Source organism: Paenibacillus sp. OSY-SE, assembly GCF_000283315.1.
Lineage (GTDB): Bacteria > Bacillota > Bacilli > Paenibacillales > Paenibacillaceae > Paenibacillus_B > Paenibacillus_B profundus.
Genome location: NZ_ALKF01000201.1, coordinates 119,781 through 134,992, shown reverse-complemented (window position 1 = coordinate 134,992; position 15,212 = coordinate 119,781). Strand labels below are relative to the sequence as shown.

At 51.4% G+C, this 15,212-nt stretch carries 14 protein-coding genes; all 14 read left to right on the top strand.

What is annotated here, in order from left to right:
* The first annotated feature begins 8 nt into the window (after positions 1-8).
* The 14 genes from A372_RS0127530 to A372_RS0127465 all read left to right on the top strand — a co-directional run bounded on the left by A372_RS0127530 (position 9) and on the right by A372_RS0127465 (position 15,125).
* The gene (locus A372_RS0127530) at positions 9-281 is read left to right on the top strand and encodes a EutN/CcmL family microcompartment protein (RefSeq protein WP_036705509.1); all 273 of its coding nucleotides are present in this window, start codon (positions 9-11) and stop codon (positions 279-281) included.
* A 19-nt stretch (positions 282-300) separates the two neighbouring features.
* Positions 301-639, top strand: coding sequence for a hypothetical protein (locus tag A372_RS0127525; protein WP_019424153.1), 339 nt, complete (start codon positions 301-303; stop codon positions 637-639).
* A 1-nt stretch (position 640) separates the two neighbouring features.
* Complete coding sequence (locus A372_RS0127520; RefSeq protein WP_019424152.1) at positions 641-1,972, top strand: CoA-disulfide reductase; 1,332 nt, start codon at positions 641-643, stop codon at positions 1,970-1,972.
* An 11-nt stretch (positions 1,973-1,983) separates the two neighbouring features.
* Positions 1,984-2,820 carry a CoA transferase subunit A gene (locus A372_RS0127515; protein WP_019424151.1) on the top strand — a complete coding sequence of 279 codons (837 nt, stop codon included), beginning with the start codon at positions 1,984-1,986 and terminating at the stop codon, positions 2,818-2,820.
* Positions 2,817-3,545 carry a CoA-transferase subunit beta gene (locus tag A372_RS0127510; RefSeq protein ID WP_019424150.1) on the top strand — a complete coding sequence of 243 codons (729 nt, stop codon included), beginning with the start codon at positions 2,817-2,819 and terminating at the stop codon, positions 3,543-3,545. The genes A372_RS0127515 and A372_RS0127510 overlap by 4 nt, the downstream gene beginning before the upstream one ends.
* A 389-nt stretch (positions 3,546-3,934) precedes the next feature.
* Entirely contained in the window at positions 3,935-4,264 is a 330-nt protein-coding gene (locus A372_RS0127505; protein ID WP_019424149.1) for a hypothetical protein, read from the top strand.
* Positions 4,265-4,293: 29 nt separating this feature from the next.
* On the top strand, positions 4,294-8,295 hold the full coding sequence (gene essC / locus A372_RS0127500) for a type VII secretion protein EssC (RefSeq protein ID WP_019424148.1): 4,002 nt from the start codon (positions 4,294-4,296) through the stop codon (positions 8,293-8,295).
* Between the two features lie 15 nt (positions 8,296-8,310).
* Positions 8,311-9,141: a hypothetical protein gene (locus tag A372_RS0127495; protein WP_019424147.1), complete on the top strand. Its 831-nt coding sequence runs from the start codon at positions 8,311-8,313 to the stop codon at positions 9,139-9,141.
* Positions 9,138-10,313 carry a WXG100 family type VII secretion target gene (locus tag A372_RS0127490; RefSeq protein ID WP_237728629.1) on the top strand — a complete coding sequence of 392 codons (1,176 nt, stop codon included), beginning with the start codon at positions 9,138-9,140 and terminating at the stop codon, positions 10,311-10,313. The genes A372_RS0127495 and A372_RS0127490 overlap by 4 nt, the downstream gene beginning before the upstream one ends.
* A gap of 153 nt (positions 10,314-10,466) precedes the next feature.
* The gene (locus A372_RS0127485; protein ID WP_019424145.1) at positions 10,467-10,790 is read left to right on the top strand and encodes a DUF4176 domain-containing protein; all 324 of its coding nucleotides are present in this window, start codon (positions 10,467-10,469) and stop codon (positions 10,788-10,790) included.
* Between the two features lie 98 nt (positions 10,791-10,888).
* A complete protein-coding gene (locus A372_RS0127480) occupies positions 10,889-11,164 on the top strand; it encodes a WXG100 family type VII secretion target (protein WP_019424144.1) in 276 nt (91 codons plus the stop codon).
* Positions 11,165-11,401: 237 nt separating this feature from the next.
* Positions 11,402-13,423, top strand: a complete 2,022-nt coding sequence (locus A372_RS0127475) for a serine/threonine-protein kinase (protein ID WP_019424143.1) — start codon at positions 11,402-11,404, stop codon at positions 13,421-13,423.
* A 37-nt stretch (positions 13,424-13,460) separates the two neighbouring features.
* Positions 13,461-14,213, top strand: coding sequence for a vWA domain-containing protein (locus A372_RS0127470; protein WP_019424142.1), 753 nt, complete (start codon positions 13,461-13,463; stop codon positions 14,211-14,213).
* A gap of 111 nt (positions 14,214-14,324) precedes the next feature.
* Complete coding sequence (locus tag A372_RS0127465; RefSeq protein WP_019424141.1) at positions 14,325-15,125, top strand: hypothetical protein; 801 nt, start codon at positions 14,325-14,327, stop codon at positions 15,123-15,125.
* Positions 15,126-15,212 lie beyond the last annotated feature (87 nt).

Below are 15,212 nucleotides of genomic sequence, written 5' to 3'. Positions count from 1 at the left end.
TCATGGCGATGAAGATAGGCAAAGTGGTGGGGAACATGGTATCCACTCGCAAATATGATGGGCTTCAAGGATACAAACTTCTTATCATTGAACTGTGTTATACCGAGCAAAAAACGTATATTGTCGCTGCCGATACGATCGGAGCGGGCACGGACCAACTGGTGCTCGTGTCTGAGGGCGCCAATATACAGCAAGCGCTCGCAAAGCCTGCGCCGATTGACGCGCTTGTCGTCGGCATTATTGACAACGAGCCTGTATTTTCCGCCACACGGCACTTGTGATCAAGAACGGAGGGGAAAGATGAGCGAATCTTTGAAAGTGTTGAAGCAGGACGAAGCCAATGCGCTGCTGCGGTATCTTTCCTCCAAGGAAGCGGATCGGATTATCGGCACCTATGCGGGATCGCCTGTGCGGCAATCCACGTACGATAGTGATGGAGACAAGCATTCGTGGTACGATGCTCATCTCAGTATGCTGCAGCAATATGCGCAGCCTCTGCCCTCGCTGGTGCGGGCAGGCGAAGTGATGGGCGTGCTGTATCAGGAGATATTTGAAGCGTTTCAAGGGCTGCGGAGCGCAGAAGCGGCTCTGAAGCGAGCCGAGGCGAGGATTATTGCCTTGCAGGAAGGAGGAAGCTGATATGAAAATCATCATTATCGGCGGTGTTGCGGCAGGCATGTCGGCCGCATCCAAAATTAAACGCACCGATCCGGATGCGGAAGTCATTGTGTATGAAAAAGGCCGCTTTTTGTCTTACGGCGCTTGTGGCCTGCCTTACTACGTGTCGGGCGCCAACGATGATTACCGGAAAATGATTGCGCGTACACGCGAACAATTCGAGCAAGCAGGAATTCACACCCGCCTGCGGCACGAGGTGATTAAGCTCGTTCCCGAGTCCAAGCGGATTATGGTCAAGGATTTAGAAAAGAACAAAGTGTTTTTGGACCATTACGACAAATTGATGATTGCAACCGGAACTGTCCCTGTCGTGCCACCGCTGCCAGGCAAGGAACTGCCAGGCGTGCATGTGCTGAAGACACTGGAAGACGGCATTGCGTTGAAGGAAAAGATAACTTCGCCGGACATTCAGGATGTGGTTATCGTTGGCGGTGGTTATATTGGCATCGAAGTGGCCGAGGCGATGGTCGAGCTCGGTAAACGGGTTCGGGTCGTCGAGCTTGGCGACCGCATTCTCAAGACGTTTGATCAAGAACTTACCGATATCGCTTCTCAGGAATTACTGGCGAAAGGCGTTAGCTTGAATACTGGGGAAAAAGTAGAAGAAATTACCGGGACGGATCGAGTCTCAGGCATATGCACGGATAAAGGGACGTATCCTGCGGACTTGGTCATTCTATCCGTCGGCGTCAAGCCGGCGACCGGATTTGTCAAAGGTACGGATATACGTGTGGCCCGCAACGGCGCTGTCATCATCGATCGCGAGATGAGAACGAGCGTGGAAGACATTTATGCAGCGGGGGATTGCGCTGAAGTATACAGCCGCGTCATGGAAGAGAACACATATATTCCGCTCGGCACGACGGCGAACAAATGCGGACGCATTACCGGAGTGAACCTGCTCGGCAAGCACGAGAAGTTCATTGGCACGCTCGGCAGCGCCGCAATTAAAGTGCTTGGTCTAGAGCTCGGCCGCACCGGCATGGCGGAAGAGGATGCGAAGCGGCTTGCGATTGACTATGGCACAGTATGGGTAAGTGCTGCCGACCATCCCAAATATTACCCTGACCCGACGCCGATCCACTTGAAGCTCATCTATGAGAAGAGAACGGGCGTTTTGCTCGGAGCACAAGGCATCGGTGAGAAAGGGGTCGTGCTCCGCATCGATATTTTGGCCGTTGCTATCCATAACCGTATGACTGCAGCTGAGATGGGAATGGTTGACTTGTGTTATGCGCCGCCGTTCGCTGGAGTATGGGATGCTGTTCATATTGCGTGTAATGCTATCAAATAGGTGGTGACAGAATGAATCGAAAATTAATGAATCTTCAAGAAGCTTCCGCCCTAGTGCGCGACGGCGCCACCGTAGCTCTCGGCGGCAATGTGCTCCACCGTGCGCCGATGGCGATGGTCCGCGAGCTGGTCAGACAAAAAAAACGCCGCTTGCGTCTCGTGAAGACAGCGGGTGCGCATGACATCGATTTGCTGTGTGCAGCAGGCTGCGTTCAGTCGGTCGATGCGGGATTTGTCAGCTATGAAACCGAATTCGGTCTGGCCATGCATTACCGTAAAGCTGTGGAAAGAGGCGAAGTGCAAGGCCATGAGCATGCTTGCTATACGGTCATCTGCGCGCTGCGGGCCGCAGCCTCAGGCGCGCCTTTTATGCCTGTGGCGGGATTGAAAACGGGAGATTTAATCGAGGCTAACGATTACTTTCAAGTCATCGCGAATCCGTTCGGCGATGAGCCGGTTACGGTAGTACGCGCCATCGTTCCAGATGTGGCAGTGCTGCATGTACAGGAATGCGATGAGGATGGCAATGCCATTATTACCGGCCCGAAGTTCGAGGATGTACTGATGAGTCGAGCAGCCAAGAAAGTCATTTTGACGACCGAGAAAATTGTTCCGAAGAGCAAAATGAGAATGCGTCCCGACAATGTGGACATTCCCCATTTTCTGGTGCAAGCGGTCGTTCCGGTTCCGCGGGGTGCCGCACCGTGCTCCTGCGAGAAGAGCTATGAAGCAGACTTCAAAATGCTGGAACAGTTTGTGAAAATGAAGACGGCAGACGAAATTGAACAGTATGTGCAAGCTTACGAAAGTAAGGATCGAAGCGGGACAAGGGCAGGTGGTAATTGGTGAACACGGCGAATCAAGCAAGAGTGAGTGACATTATGATATGTGCGATTGCCCGTATGCTCCAAGACGGAGAGACGGTGTTTCACGGCGTCTCTTCGCAAATGCCGATGGTAGCAATGATGCTGGCCCGGCATTTGCATGCGCCGAATCTGGTCCATCTTAACATTCCGGGAGGTGTCAACCCTTCCTCGATCAAGAAAGCATCGTATTCTTCTGCGGGCGCGGATTTGCTTGCCAGCGCAGAAGCTTATTTTCCTCTTGAGCAGGTGTTCGACCTGTCGATGCGCGGAGGGCTGGATGTTGCCTTTCTGGGCGGCGTGCAGTTCGATGCGCGGGGCAATGTGAATGCCTCCGTCATTGGAGACTACCATAAGCCGAAGGTCAGATTGCCCGGCGGAGCCGGAAGCGCCGTGCTCATACCGACCGCGAAGAAAGCGATTATTTGGCGGACGAAGCACGACCGGCGCACTTTTGTGGAAAAGGTTGATTTTGTGACGACACGGGGCAATGTGTGGAGGATTGTAACCCCTCTGTGCGTATTCGCGATGAAGGACGGAGCATTGATGCTGGAAAGTATTCATCCGACCTCCTCATTGGAGGTGGTTGTGCAGAACACCGGCTTCGAAGTGAAGTACGACGACATTCGCTTCACCCCTATGCCGACTGCGCGGGAATTAAGCGTGCTGAAACAGATTGATCCGTTCGATTACCGCTCAAGTGAATTTTAAAAAGGTTGTTCAAAAAGCCCCCTTTTAGTGACCTTTGAATTACGAACTTTAAATGAAAAGCAAGCATGCCGATGTAAAAGCTGTGTTTCGGCCAACCACACCTCTGGGTTCCCTGAAGCGGGAAATCTGGGGGTGTGGTGTTTTGCTGTTTGTAAGAAAATTGTGACTTCCGGCACAAACAAGCCTCAAGACATATTGAAAAGGACCAATTCCAATATATACAATATAGGAGTACAGCTCGTTTCACTTCTGTTACAATCGTAAGAAGACGAGAAGCCGTCTCGTATTGATATAAGCAATCAAACAGTGCTAAAGTATTTCATAGAAAATAGTACACTCGCTCTACGATCATCATCATAAGTCAGACATGGAAAGGATGGGAAGGGTCGATGATGCTGACGGTCACCGCCGGAAGGCAGGGGCAAGAGTGGTTTGACATCGAGGTGCCGGATGAAAGCACGGGACTTCAATTGAAAGCAATCCTCGGATTGAAGCTATATGGGGAAGCCCCTAAGAATCATGTACAATACATATTGGAAGCGAAGCAACCGGAAGGGTTATGGTTCGTCGTCCAAGAACAACAGCGTCTTATGGAAGCGGGACTTCGGGAAGGCGCATTTGTCCGCTTACAGCGTGCTTTCTCTACCACGGCAGAATCTGTGCCCGCATATGGGCGGAGGTTGCTGTTTCAAGATGAGAAGGGGCAGGTAAGCGAATAATTAGTGATTGAAACGAGGAGTTGTTCTTAGTGAACGTGATGTATCAGAGGTCACCTAGAATTAAACCTACGTTACCTAAAGAGAAACTCGAAATATTAAGACCGCCTGCTGAGCCGTCACGCCCGACGTTTGCGATGATCACGATTATTATCCCTATTGTCATGACGGTCGTCAGCATCGGATTTTACATATATATGTCGATGTCCGGCAAGTTGGGCAACAGCAATTATTTGATGTTTCAGATGATTACTATCATCATGATGTTAACTTCGTATACTCTCCCATTCTTTATGTACTTAAGCAATAAGAAGGGGTATGAACGCAGAAAGTTCGAACGGAACCAGATGTACCGCGCACAGTTGGATAAGCACCGTTCCGAATTGACAGAGAAGCAGCACGAGCAGTTGAAGGCGATGCATGGAATCCATGGAGACCCGGATGTATGCTATCAAATCGTGAAGAACCGCAATAGCAGTCTGTGGGAACGCGGGCCTCTGGATGATGATTTCATGCATGTTCGCATCGGCACTGGAGATGTACCCTTTCATATTGAAATTGAAGTGCCGCGGATTGACGGCTACGAACGGGATCCGCTTATTGAAGCTGCGCATGAGGTGGAATCTGAGTTCAATACGGTGGCCGATGCGCCGATCGCCTTGCCGTTATATCAGTCTAAGGTAGTCGGTGTTGTCGGTGATAGAGAATCTGTCCTGAATGCGATTCGCGTCATCGTAGCGCAGTTGACGACCCGGCATTCGCCGGACGAAGTGAAGCTGGCCGCATTTTATGACGAACGGGAAGCAGAAGAATGGAACGGGATGCGCTGGTTGCCGCATACGTGGGACGATGACCGAACGCAGCGTTATATGGCTGACCGCCGCAGTACGGCGCATCAGCTTGCTGATCAACTATTCAGTCTGCTCAATCGGCGCAAGAGCTTCCAGACCTCCGGACAGAAGAAGATGGAAATTCCCTGTTATGTTGTGCTGCTCTCAGACTCTCAATTGATTGAAGAAGAGCCGTTATTTCCGCTGCTATTGGAAGAAGCGGGACGTGTCGACTGCTGCACGATCGTGCTATCAGATTGCAAGGAGCGCTTGCCTATGCAGTGTCAGCTCATCGTAGAGGTAGGGCCGGACAGAGGCGCCTCCACCCATAAGACAGAAGAAGAAGGGATTCTGCATCAAGTCTATGCGATAGATCGTATGACTCGCGACAGGGCCGATGCGTTTGCGCGCCTAATGGCGCCTATCCGGTTAAAGCGATCGTCCGCATCGGACATACCGACTGTGCTGACGCTGTTCGATATGCTCGGCATTAAGGAAATCGAACAATTGGATGCAGCAGGCCGTTGGCGTCTCAACCGGTATCCCGATACTTTACCGGTTCCGGTCGGCGTTCGGGCCGGCGGGAAGAAGATTATGCTCAACTTGCATGATAAAATAGAGCGCAAAGGACATGGACCGCACGGATTGATCGCTGGAACGACCGGGTCGGGGAAGAGCGAGGTGCTCCAATCGCTTGTGGCATCGCTATCTGCCGAGTTCCATCCACATGAGCTGGCGTTCATGCTGATTGACTATAAAGGTGGCGGTATGTCGAATACGTTCGTTGATCTCCCGCATGTCGTGGGGACGATAACGAATCTGGAAGGAAGCTTGATCGAGCGTGCCAAAGTATCGCTGCGGGCCGAGCTGATCCGGAGGCAGCGCATCTTGAACGATGCAGGCAACCTGCAGCATATTGACGAGTATTACAAGACGGCCGACCGGGCGGAGAAGCCGCTGCCCCATCTCGTGATTATTATTGACGAGTTCGCGCAATTGAAAAAAGACCAGCCTGAATTCATGGATGAATTGATAAGCATCGCGACGATTGGGCGGACGTTGGGCGTTCATTTGATTTTGGCGACACAGAAGCCGGGCGGTGTCGTTGACGAGAAAATTTGGAGCAACACCCGCTTCCGCATCTGTCTGCGCGTGCAGAGCGAAGGCGACAGCCGAGACATGCTGAAAATACCGAATGCCGCTTGGATTACCCATCCCGGCAGAGGTTATTTCCAAGTCGGCAGCGATGAGGTATTTGAAGAGATGCAGTTTGCCTGGAGCGGGGCTCCTTACTTGGTCAAGAGAGAAGATGAGCAGTCGCTTCGCATTCATGCGAACGAAGTGCGTCTCAACGGGAAGCAAGAGCCGCTCCTTCCAGGAGACACGATGGCGACTGCCTTCATGGATAAGGAGCCGCCGAAGCAGCTGCAAGTATTTATCGAGCATGTGGCGGAAGCGGCGAAGCGAGCTGGCATTCCACGCCTGCAGGGACCATGGCTGCCGCCGCTGCCGGAGCATCTCGAACTGGCAGATGTGCTTGCCATGCAGAAGGATACTCCGTCCAGCTGGATGCCAGAGTCCGAACTGCGTCCAGTCGTCGGTTTGGTAGACGATTTGATGAATCAGAGGCAAGAAGCGTTAACCATAAATTTAGACCAAGGACATATAGCGGTATACGGTATGCCAGGCACCGGGAAGACCACGTTCGTGCAGACGTTGTTGATGTCGCTCGCAACACAGTTGTCTCCGGATGAGTGGCATGGTTATGTGGTAGATATGGGCAGAATAATGAAGGACTTTGCCCATCTGCCCCATGTTGGCTCGGTGATGTTGATGGAAGAGGACGACCGGATCAACCGACTGTTCCGTTATCTTGTTAATCAAGTGAAAGAACGGAAGGAAATGATATCGGAGTCGGGCGTCAAGACGATTGCTTCCTACCGGAAAGTGACGCGAGAATCGGTTCCGAACATCGTAGTCGTTATCGACGGGTATTTGACCTTCCGCACGACATACCCGGAAGAAAATGATATATTGGAATACTTGCTGCGAGAAGGCGGCAGTCTGGCGATTACGTTCGTCATTACAGCCAACCGGGTTACCGATATTTTCGAGAAGGTGCGCAGCAATATTCCGAACGCCGTGTCCTTCGAACTGGCCGATCCGAGCGATTATTATTTTGCCGTTGGCCGGCCGATGAAGGCGCCATCGCAGCTGCCTCCCGGCAGAGGGCTGGTCAAGGGTGCGCTTCCGCCGCTAGAGTTCCAGACGGCGCTGCCTTCTGGCGGATTGGATGAGACGGAGCGCATCGTGGAGCTTCGCAACCAGATGAAAGCATTGAAAGCGATGTGGCATGGCAAAGAGGCACCGCCGATTCGCCCGCTTCCTGAATTCGTGAAGCTGTCTGAGCTGGTACATCCTGCTGATAGACCAAGCGATAAGGAAGAAGATGAACCATTCAACGTGCCTGTAGGTATACGTTCTGATGATTTGGAGCCTTTCTGCATTGACCTGAAGGAAGGACCACACTTTGTAGTAGCCAGTCCGATGGAAAGCGGCAAGACATCCTTTCTCGCGAGCTGGATGCTCTCGCTGGCCTACCATGCTTCACCGGAACAGGTGCACATTTATGCAGTGGATACGCGATACGGAAGCGAAGGGCTTCGTGCGCTGCAAGATTTGCCGCATATGAGAGGCTGTGCGACTCGAGAAGAAGAGATCCCGTTGCTGATCCAGACGGTGCACGAGCAAGTGCAGACTCGAACTCAAGACGGTCAAGAGCCTGCGCTGCTGTTCGTCATGGATGATGCCGATTATTTATGCAAACAAATTACGGATTTTGCAGTCAAGAATCAACTGTCTGACATCGTGCGGCAGGGCCGTGATAAAAATGTGCATGTCATCTTGGTCGGCGTGCCATCCGATTTCCCGACCTTCGGTGTCGATTGGTTCAATGATGTGAAGGCGACGCAATCCGGATTTTTATTTGGTACGATAGATGCGAATGACTTGTCTTTCCTGCGTATTCCGATATCGGAATCACAATCGGCAGGTACGGGAGGAACGAAGATGCTGCCTCCGGGTCAAGGATACTTTATGCGACGCAAATTTACAAAGATAAAAGCCGCTTTTCCATATGACGAGTTGTGGACTCCAGTAACATGGTCAGAACGAATTCGCGAGCGATGGAATGTACGGGTCTGATGGGGGGTGCATGGATTGATAACAACAGACGAAGCTCACAGAGAAGGAATTACGCTAGATTCCAAAGAGTTGTATTTTTTAACGGGAATTATCGGTTCAGACCGATTGCTCGGAATCGAAGATCCCTTCCGCGGGTACTTATCAGAAGAGATAGCTGATGAATGGGATAAAGCCAAGGCGACATTGCTTCAAAAAGGGTATTTGATCGAAGAGCAGGATGGCGTGGAATATGCGATGCCGCCGCATGTATTCTCAAGTATTGCGGTGACCGGGCTTGCGGAACGATCCTGCTGGGTGAAATTCGCGAATGAAAGCGAGACATTTGAGGGTTACTTTCATTTTACCGACGATTTGGTCATTGAACGTGTTCATCTGCAGGAACATCCAGCTACGTATACCCTGTACGAGATCAAGTCGGTGGAAGAGGCATGCCGCAACTTGATGGAACGGATGCGGTGGGTTGAACAGCCTGAAAGTCATATTACTTCGGTGATGCTTTCCAAACGACATTTTCATAAATTGTATGAGCAAGCACCGAATTTAACGGTCGAACAGATGACAAGCCAGCTCATGACCTTTGACGGAGAAGAAGAGGGCGCGCGAGCGCTGGCTCATTCTTTGAAGCAGCGATCCTCGGAGGGCGAATTTTTGTTTTTGGTATGGAATAAGAAAAACTGGGAGGTTCAGGGCGTAGCATTTATTGCAGGCGGATCTTCGAATTGGCTTATCCGGAAAAGCTCCAAGGGAGATGAGGACTGGCTGACAGCTACCCCTACGACGAAAGAACAATTCCAGAACATGTTCTTGGAGTGGGACAGGCAGCTATCGAAAGATGAAGGAAGGTGACAACCGTGCGCATTATTGTTCAACCGGATGCTCTTCGCGCTTTAAGCCGTCAGTTACAGATTGCAGCGGAGCAGCTAAATCAAATTCAATCCACTTTGAGTCAAGCATTACAATCATTGGCGTGGGAGACTTCCGTTAGAGAGGCCATCATGCAACAATGGCAGCAAGCCGCTCGGTTATCGTCTCAGATCCATGCGATGCTGTTTGAACTGAGCAGACAAGTGCAGATAAAAGCAGATCAATTCCAGACTGCGGATCAGCAGACCAATTCGATATTAGGCAGCGCCTATGGAATTGGATCGGCGACCGCTTTATATGCAGGTATGGGATTGGCCGGAACATCCCTTATCCTGCCCGGTGCCGGTGCAGGCATCGGTGCCATCTCCAATCCGAATTCTGCCGTTCGAGCTATGGGCGGCAGCGGAGGAGCGGACATCGGCTTGAACTGGAAGCCTACGACATCAGAACTGTACGGTTACGGAAAAGACGGATATCGGATGTTGAATATGTACCAGAGCAACTTCAATGTGAATCTGCGCGGCAATGGTTATGCGACCATTACCGGTGCGCGTTCCAAGTTCGCTCTATCCGAAGGCATTCTAGGAACACGATACGCAGCTAGCAATGCTGCTAACAATACGAGTGTATGGAAATTCGTCGATCCGAAGATTGCGGTGCAAGAGGCGTTCTCGTTGAAGGGCATGGCCGCCAAGTTGGGATATGCTGGCCTTGCCTATGATACCGGAACGGCTGTCGTTACTGATTATGAGACAGGCGGAACAAGCCGTGCCGTAGCGAGCGCCGTCGTCAATGGCTCCGTAGGAGTCGGAACAATGGCGGCCAGTGCGGCAGTAGGCGCTTGGGTCGGATCTGTCGTGCCAGGGGCCGGGACGATCATCGGCGCCGGCGTCGGCTTAGCTACTGGGGCAGTCATCTCGCTTGTATCCGAGGTGACGATTAACGGGAAATCGTTGAAGACACATGCTATCGATGCCGTGGATACCGTTATCGATTCGGTGACTGATAAAGTGTCCGAAGGAGCGAAAGCAGTCTCTGGCACCGTCCAGGATAGTGTGAAGGCGGTGAAGAGCGGTACGACGAAGACGGTAAAGAAAATCACCGATAAAGTATCTGAAACATTCGGCGGTTTAGGTAAGCTGCTTCCAGGATGAGGACTCTATTATACAGCGGTCGATTATTTCCAGGCTAACCCGATGGGTCTGAAGACTCACTTTCATTCTAATTATACACTATTTTTATTAGTTTGCACGATGACGCGACCTTGGTGACGAGGTGCAACAGAACGCGGAAAGGGAAGGTGCGATATGGAGAAACATACAGAACAACATGAACAGTTACATAATGAGAAGACATTGCTTCCTTTAGGCTCTATCGTCTTGCTCCGTGAGGGCAGCAAGAAGCTTATGATATACGGTCGCAAGCAGTTGCAAATCAACACGAATCGTTTGTTCGACTATTTAGGCGTGGTGTATCCGGAAGGCTATATTGATGAGAATTTTTCATTTCTCTTCAATCATGAAGATATTGACGTAGTCGCTCACGTTGGATTTTCCAACTATGAAGAAGAAGAATTTCAAAACATTTTACAAGATGTTTCATTGCCGGCAGAGAAGGTGAAACAGAATTAGGACCGTAGCCTCTTACGAAATAGGAATAGCAATCATGTAAAATAGTTCCTAGTAAATATTTCATATTACTGCATATGGAAATAGAGGAGGGATAAATTATGGCAGGTCGCATTTTAGTTACGCCGGAACAGATTGACCAGGTAGCGAATCAATTCAGACAAAGCGGAGACCAAAGTCAACAAATTGTATCTACTTTGACGCAATCGATCCAAGGTATGGAAGGACAATGGGAAGGGATGACGAAGCAGCGTTTCTTCCAAGAGTTCCAAGAAGCGAACAAGCAAATGCAATCGTTCGTTCAAACGTTGAACACCATCAGCGAAGAACTGAAAGCCATTGCTCAGAAATTCCGTACGGTGGATGAGCAGCGCTAATTATAGATTTATGGCGATGTACAGACGAGCTGAATAGACAAGAGCAACCGGGCGTTGAACGACTCCCGGTTTTCTTACCGCTAAGGAATGTTTAAATTCTGTGTTAACCGATTAAGCGAAACCAACATTCCTTATGGCGATAAAACGTACCTTTTAACGCGTTCGCTCATCGTCGAATGGCCTTGATAGAGGTTTTCTCACAGTAGAGCTCGTTTTGTAGACGGGAGGATGGAAGGGATGGCATTTCAGCCGAATCCAGGAGACACATACATCATTAACGAAACCGAATATCGAGTCGGCGAGCATCCAGCCGCCCCTGGTCTGGCTTATGCGCAGGCGGGGAGGCAAGGGATGGTGTATCAGCTCTTTCTGAAGCACGGCGATGTGCTTGATGCCAAAGCGCTGAAGGTGTTTTTTCCGAAGTATCGGATTCCTGCAATGGTGTATCAGTCCGAACAGTTGGAGGCTTACAGCGGGCTACAAGGGCTTAAGGTATGTAAACGCAACGTATTGACCCCCGAAAAAAACGGAGGAATCATTCAAGCGCATACGGATTTGCTTTACGCGGTGCTGATGCCTTGGGTACACGGTCCCACTTGGCTGGATATCGTCGCGGATCAGCGCGTGCTTACCCGCAAAGACAGCCTGCATCTTGCCAAATCCCTCGCTCAGATTTGTTCGGGTATGGAGCAAAAGGGGCTGGCGCATTGCGATTTGTCGGCACCGAACTTACTGCTTCCGTTTTTTTCGGAAGTTAAACGGTCGTCAGAAACTTCTCCAATCGAATTGGTTGATGTGGAACAGCTATACAGTCCGAAAATGGACCGCCCGGACGTCCTGCTTGCGGGTTCTCCGGGATATGCTGCGCATCGCACGATACATAGCGGATTGTGGAGCGCTTATGCGGATCGGTTCGCTGGCGCGGTTATCCTTGCGGAGATGCTCGGCTGGTCGGACTCGAAATTGGTGCAGCGCGCGTGGGGCGAAAGTTACTTTGATCAACATGAAATGCAAACGGTATGTGAACGGTATGGCGTAATGAAGCGGTCGCTGGACGAATGGTGGGGTTCCAAAGTGACTGAACTGTTTGTTCGTGCTTGGGAAAGTCACGACTTGAGCAGTTGTCCAACTTTCGGAGAATGGCTTATCGTCTTGTCCGGAGTGGCGGATGAAGAACCGATTGCGGTCAAACCTGCAAGTGCAGGTGCCTTGGAGGCGAGCTCATCCATTCCCACAGCTGCTGATTCAAAATCCTCGGTGAACACTGGGAAGCCAGCGAAGGCTTCTGTGCAAGCGGAGCAAGTATCCGGGCAGCAATCGCCAACTCAGGAGAGCGGTGTGTCAGCTGCGGCGGTGACAGTGTCTGACCCGAATGTGGTCAACCGCTTGTTTAATCAAGCGCGGGAATTGGAGCAGAAGGAGCAACTGCAAGGCGCGCTAGAGGTATATCGTTCTGCTCACCATTTCGTACCGCATGGAAGTCCGCTTGAAGTCGAGCTTGCGGCGGCGATTGGCGGATTGGAGCAGAAGCTTGCCGCTGATGCTGCTCCGGCACACACCAAGAAGCCAAAACTCCGCAAGCGCACTGCCATTCTGCTTACATCTGCCCTCGCCGTGCTGCTGCTAGGGGCAAGCCCGTTCATGGTTAGCATGCTGCAGGCCGATTCGCAGGCTGCAGCGGAGCAGGCTGAAGCCGAGCGGCTTCAGGCGAAGCAGCGCGAAGAGGAAGCTGCCAGACAGAAGGCAGAGGCGGAACGCAAGCAAGCGGAAGAAGAGCGGTTAATGCTTGAAGAAGAGAAGAAGCAAGAAGAGATCAAGCGCAAAGAAGCGGAGCAGCAGCGTCTTGCGGCAGAGAAACAGAAGCAAGAGGAGCAGAAAAAGAAGGAAGCCGAGCACAAGCAGTTGCAGCAAAAGTACGATGCACAAGCGAAGTACGAGAAGTATGTGCAGTGGAAAAAAGAGAAGGATGAGCGGCTGCGCCGTCAACAGGAGTTGGAGCGCCAGCGGAAGCAGAAGGAAGCGGCCGAGCTGAAGAAGATTCGCAGCCGGGATGTCGTTTTGCTTATCGCATCATACAACATGACCTATAATGCGATTGCACAGGATAATCTGAAAAATGCGAAAACAAACGCGCTCGAATTCGCCAAACGGTATGAAAAAGATCCAAGTTATTTCAAGAAAGTCGGGAAAATGGGCGAACGGGCAGATCATATTTATAAATTTTTAAGTAATACCAAGCATGCATTGCCGGATATTTAACGGTTGACGATATGAGTAGCAGAGGTGAAACGGACGGATGAACTACACGATTCAAGCATCACAGAGAACGCCTGCTCTTATCATTTATTTAATCGACATCAGCGCCTCCATGAATATGTTGATGGAGAACAAGCGCCGGATTGATATCGTGTACGATGCACTCTCCTTGGCCATTCGTCAGATGGTATTCCGTTCAACGAAAGGGAACCGGCTGACACCGCGTTACCGCATCGCTATACTGGCTTATAGCGATGATGTGTACGACCTGCTGAACGGAATTAAAGGCATTGACGAGATTGCAAGTCTCGGTTCATTGCCGGACTTGACCCCGGTCCGATTCTCGGATTCGGCCAAGGCGTTCCAGCAAGCCGAGAAAATACTTGAAGCGGAGCTGCCGTATATGCAGGATTGCCCTGCACCGCTCGTCTGCCATATGACGGATGGCGTAGCAACCGGAGACGATCCCGAGCCGATAGCGAAGCGTATTATGCAGATGAGCATTCCTGACGGCAATGTGCTGGTGGAAAATATATTTATTTCAGACCATACGCTTGAGGGCCCGATAGCTGAACCCCGTCGCTGGAAAGGCATATTGGCAGATACAGCGCTCAAGGATGAGCATGCAATCAAATTGCGGAGCATGTCATCCGTCCTGCCGGAAAGCTATCGCGAGCTGCTCGTGGAAGCAGATTATCATTTAGCGTCAGGGGCGTATATGATGCTCCCAGGGAACTGTCCGGAGCTGGTATCCATCGGGTTCCAGATGTCTGCCGCTACACCGGTTCGATAAGGATGACGTCGCCGCGCTTCATGAGTGAATCATATACGTGCGTATTCAAAAAGGTGACTTTTTGAGCAACCTCATATACGAACGAACATCAGGGGAAGGCAGGGGACATATGTGAAGCAGACGGAATACCGCTACGTTTGCTCCCAACAGGCGGAGCAGCCGGTGACGACAATCGAGAGGACGTTCCGCTGCCGGCATGCTTATGCACGTGCAGAAGAGACGGCGCGGCTGCAGGAAAACGGCCAGGACTTCATCGCCCTGCATATGCAGGGCGACACGCTTAGCTTTGTTCTGTGTGACGGTGTCAGCATGAGTTATCAAGGGGACTTCGCTGCGCGCTTTCTGGGCGAACGTCTGCTGGATTGGCTTGTTAGTCAAGCCGTATTGAAAGAACCGCTGTTTCATGAATATGTATCGGCGCTTACGGGACCAGCAACGACAGAGGTTGAACAACTGGCTGTTCCGGCAGGGGCCCCGCGGCTCCTGCGCGAGGTGTTGGAGGATAAGAAGCGACAGGGGAGTGAAGCGATGTTCGTATGCGGCCGCATCGATGGCATCAACCGGAGCAGGCGGTTCCGCAAAGGACGGCTGTGGTTGGCCTGGCAGGGAGACTGTCGTCTGCGATTGTGGCACAACGAGTCGGAATATCGCCAACCGTTCGCAGATAAATGCCGAACCAGCGAAAGATGGTCGTCTTTATATGGTCCTGTCGGCGACCGCCCCCATGTGTTACAGATGGATTGCCAGCAGTCAGGCTCACATCGTTACAGGCTCTTATTGTATACGGACGGACTGCATGAGCTGGATGCTTACAGCGAACGGGTGTCAGACAAGGAACTGCAGCGCATGTTGGATCAGCCGCAAGAAGGTGTGCTGGCCGACGATGCTTCCTTGATAGAAATACAATGGTAGGATTCTATACAGGGGCTGTCCCAAAAGTCTCCTCCTTAACTAACGCGCCAAAATAGACGGGTCCATGGTTATCATCCTCGGCCCGTC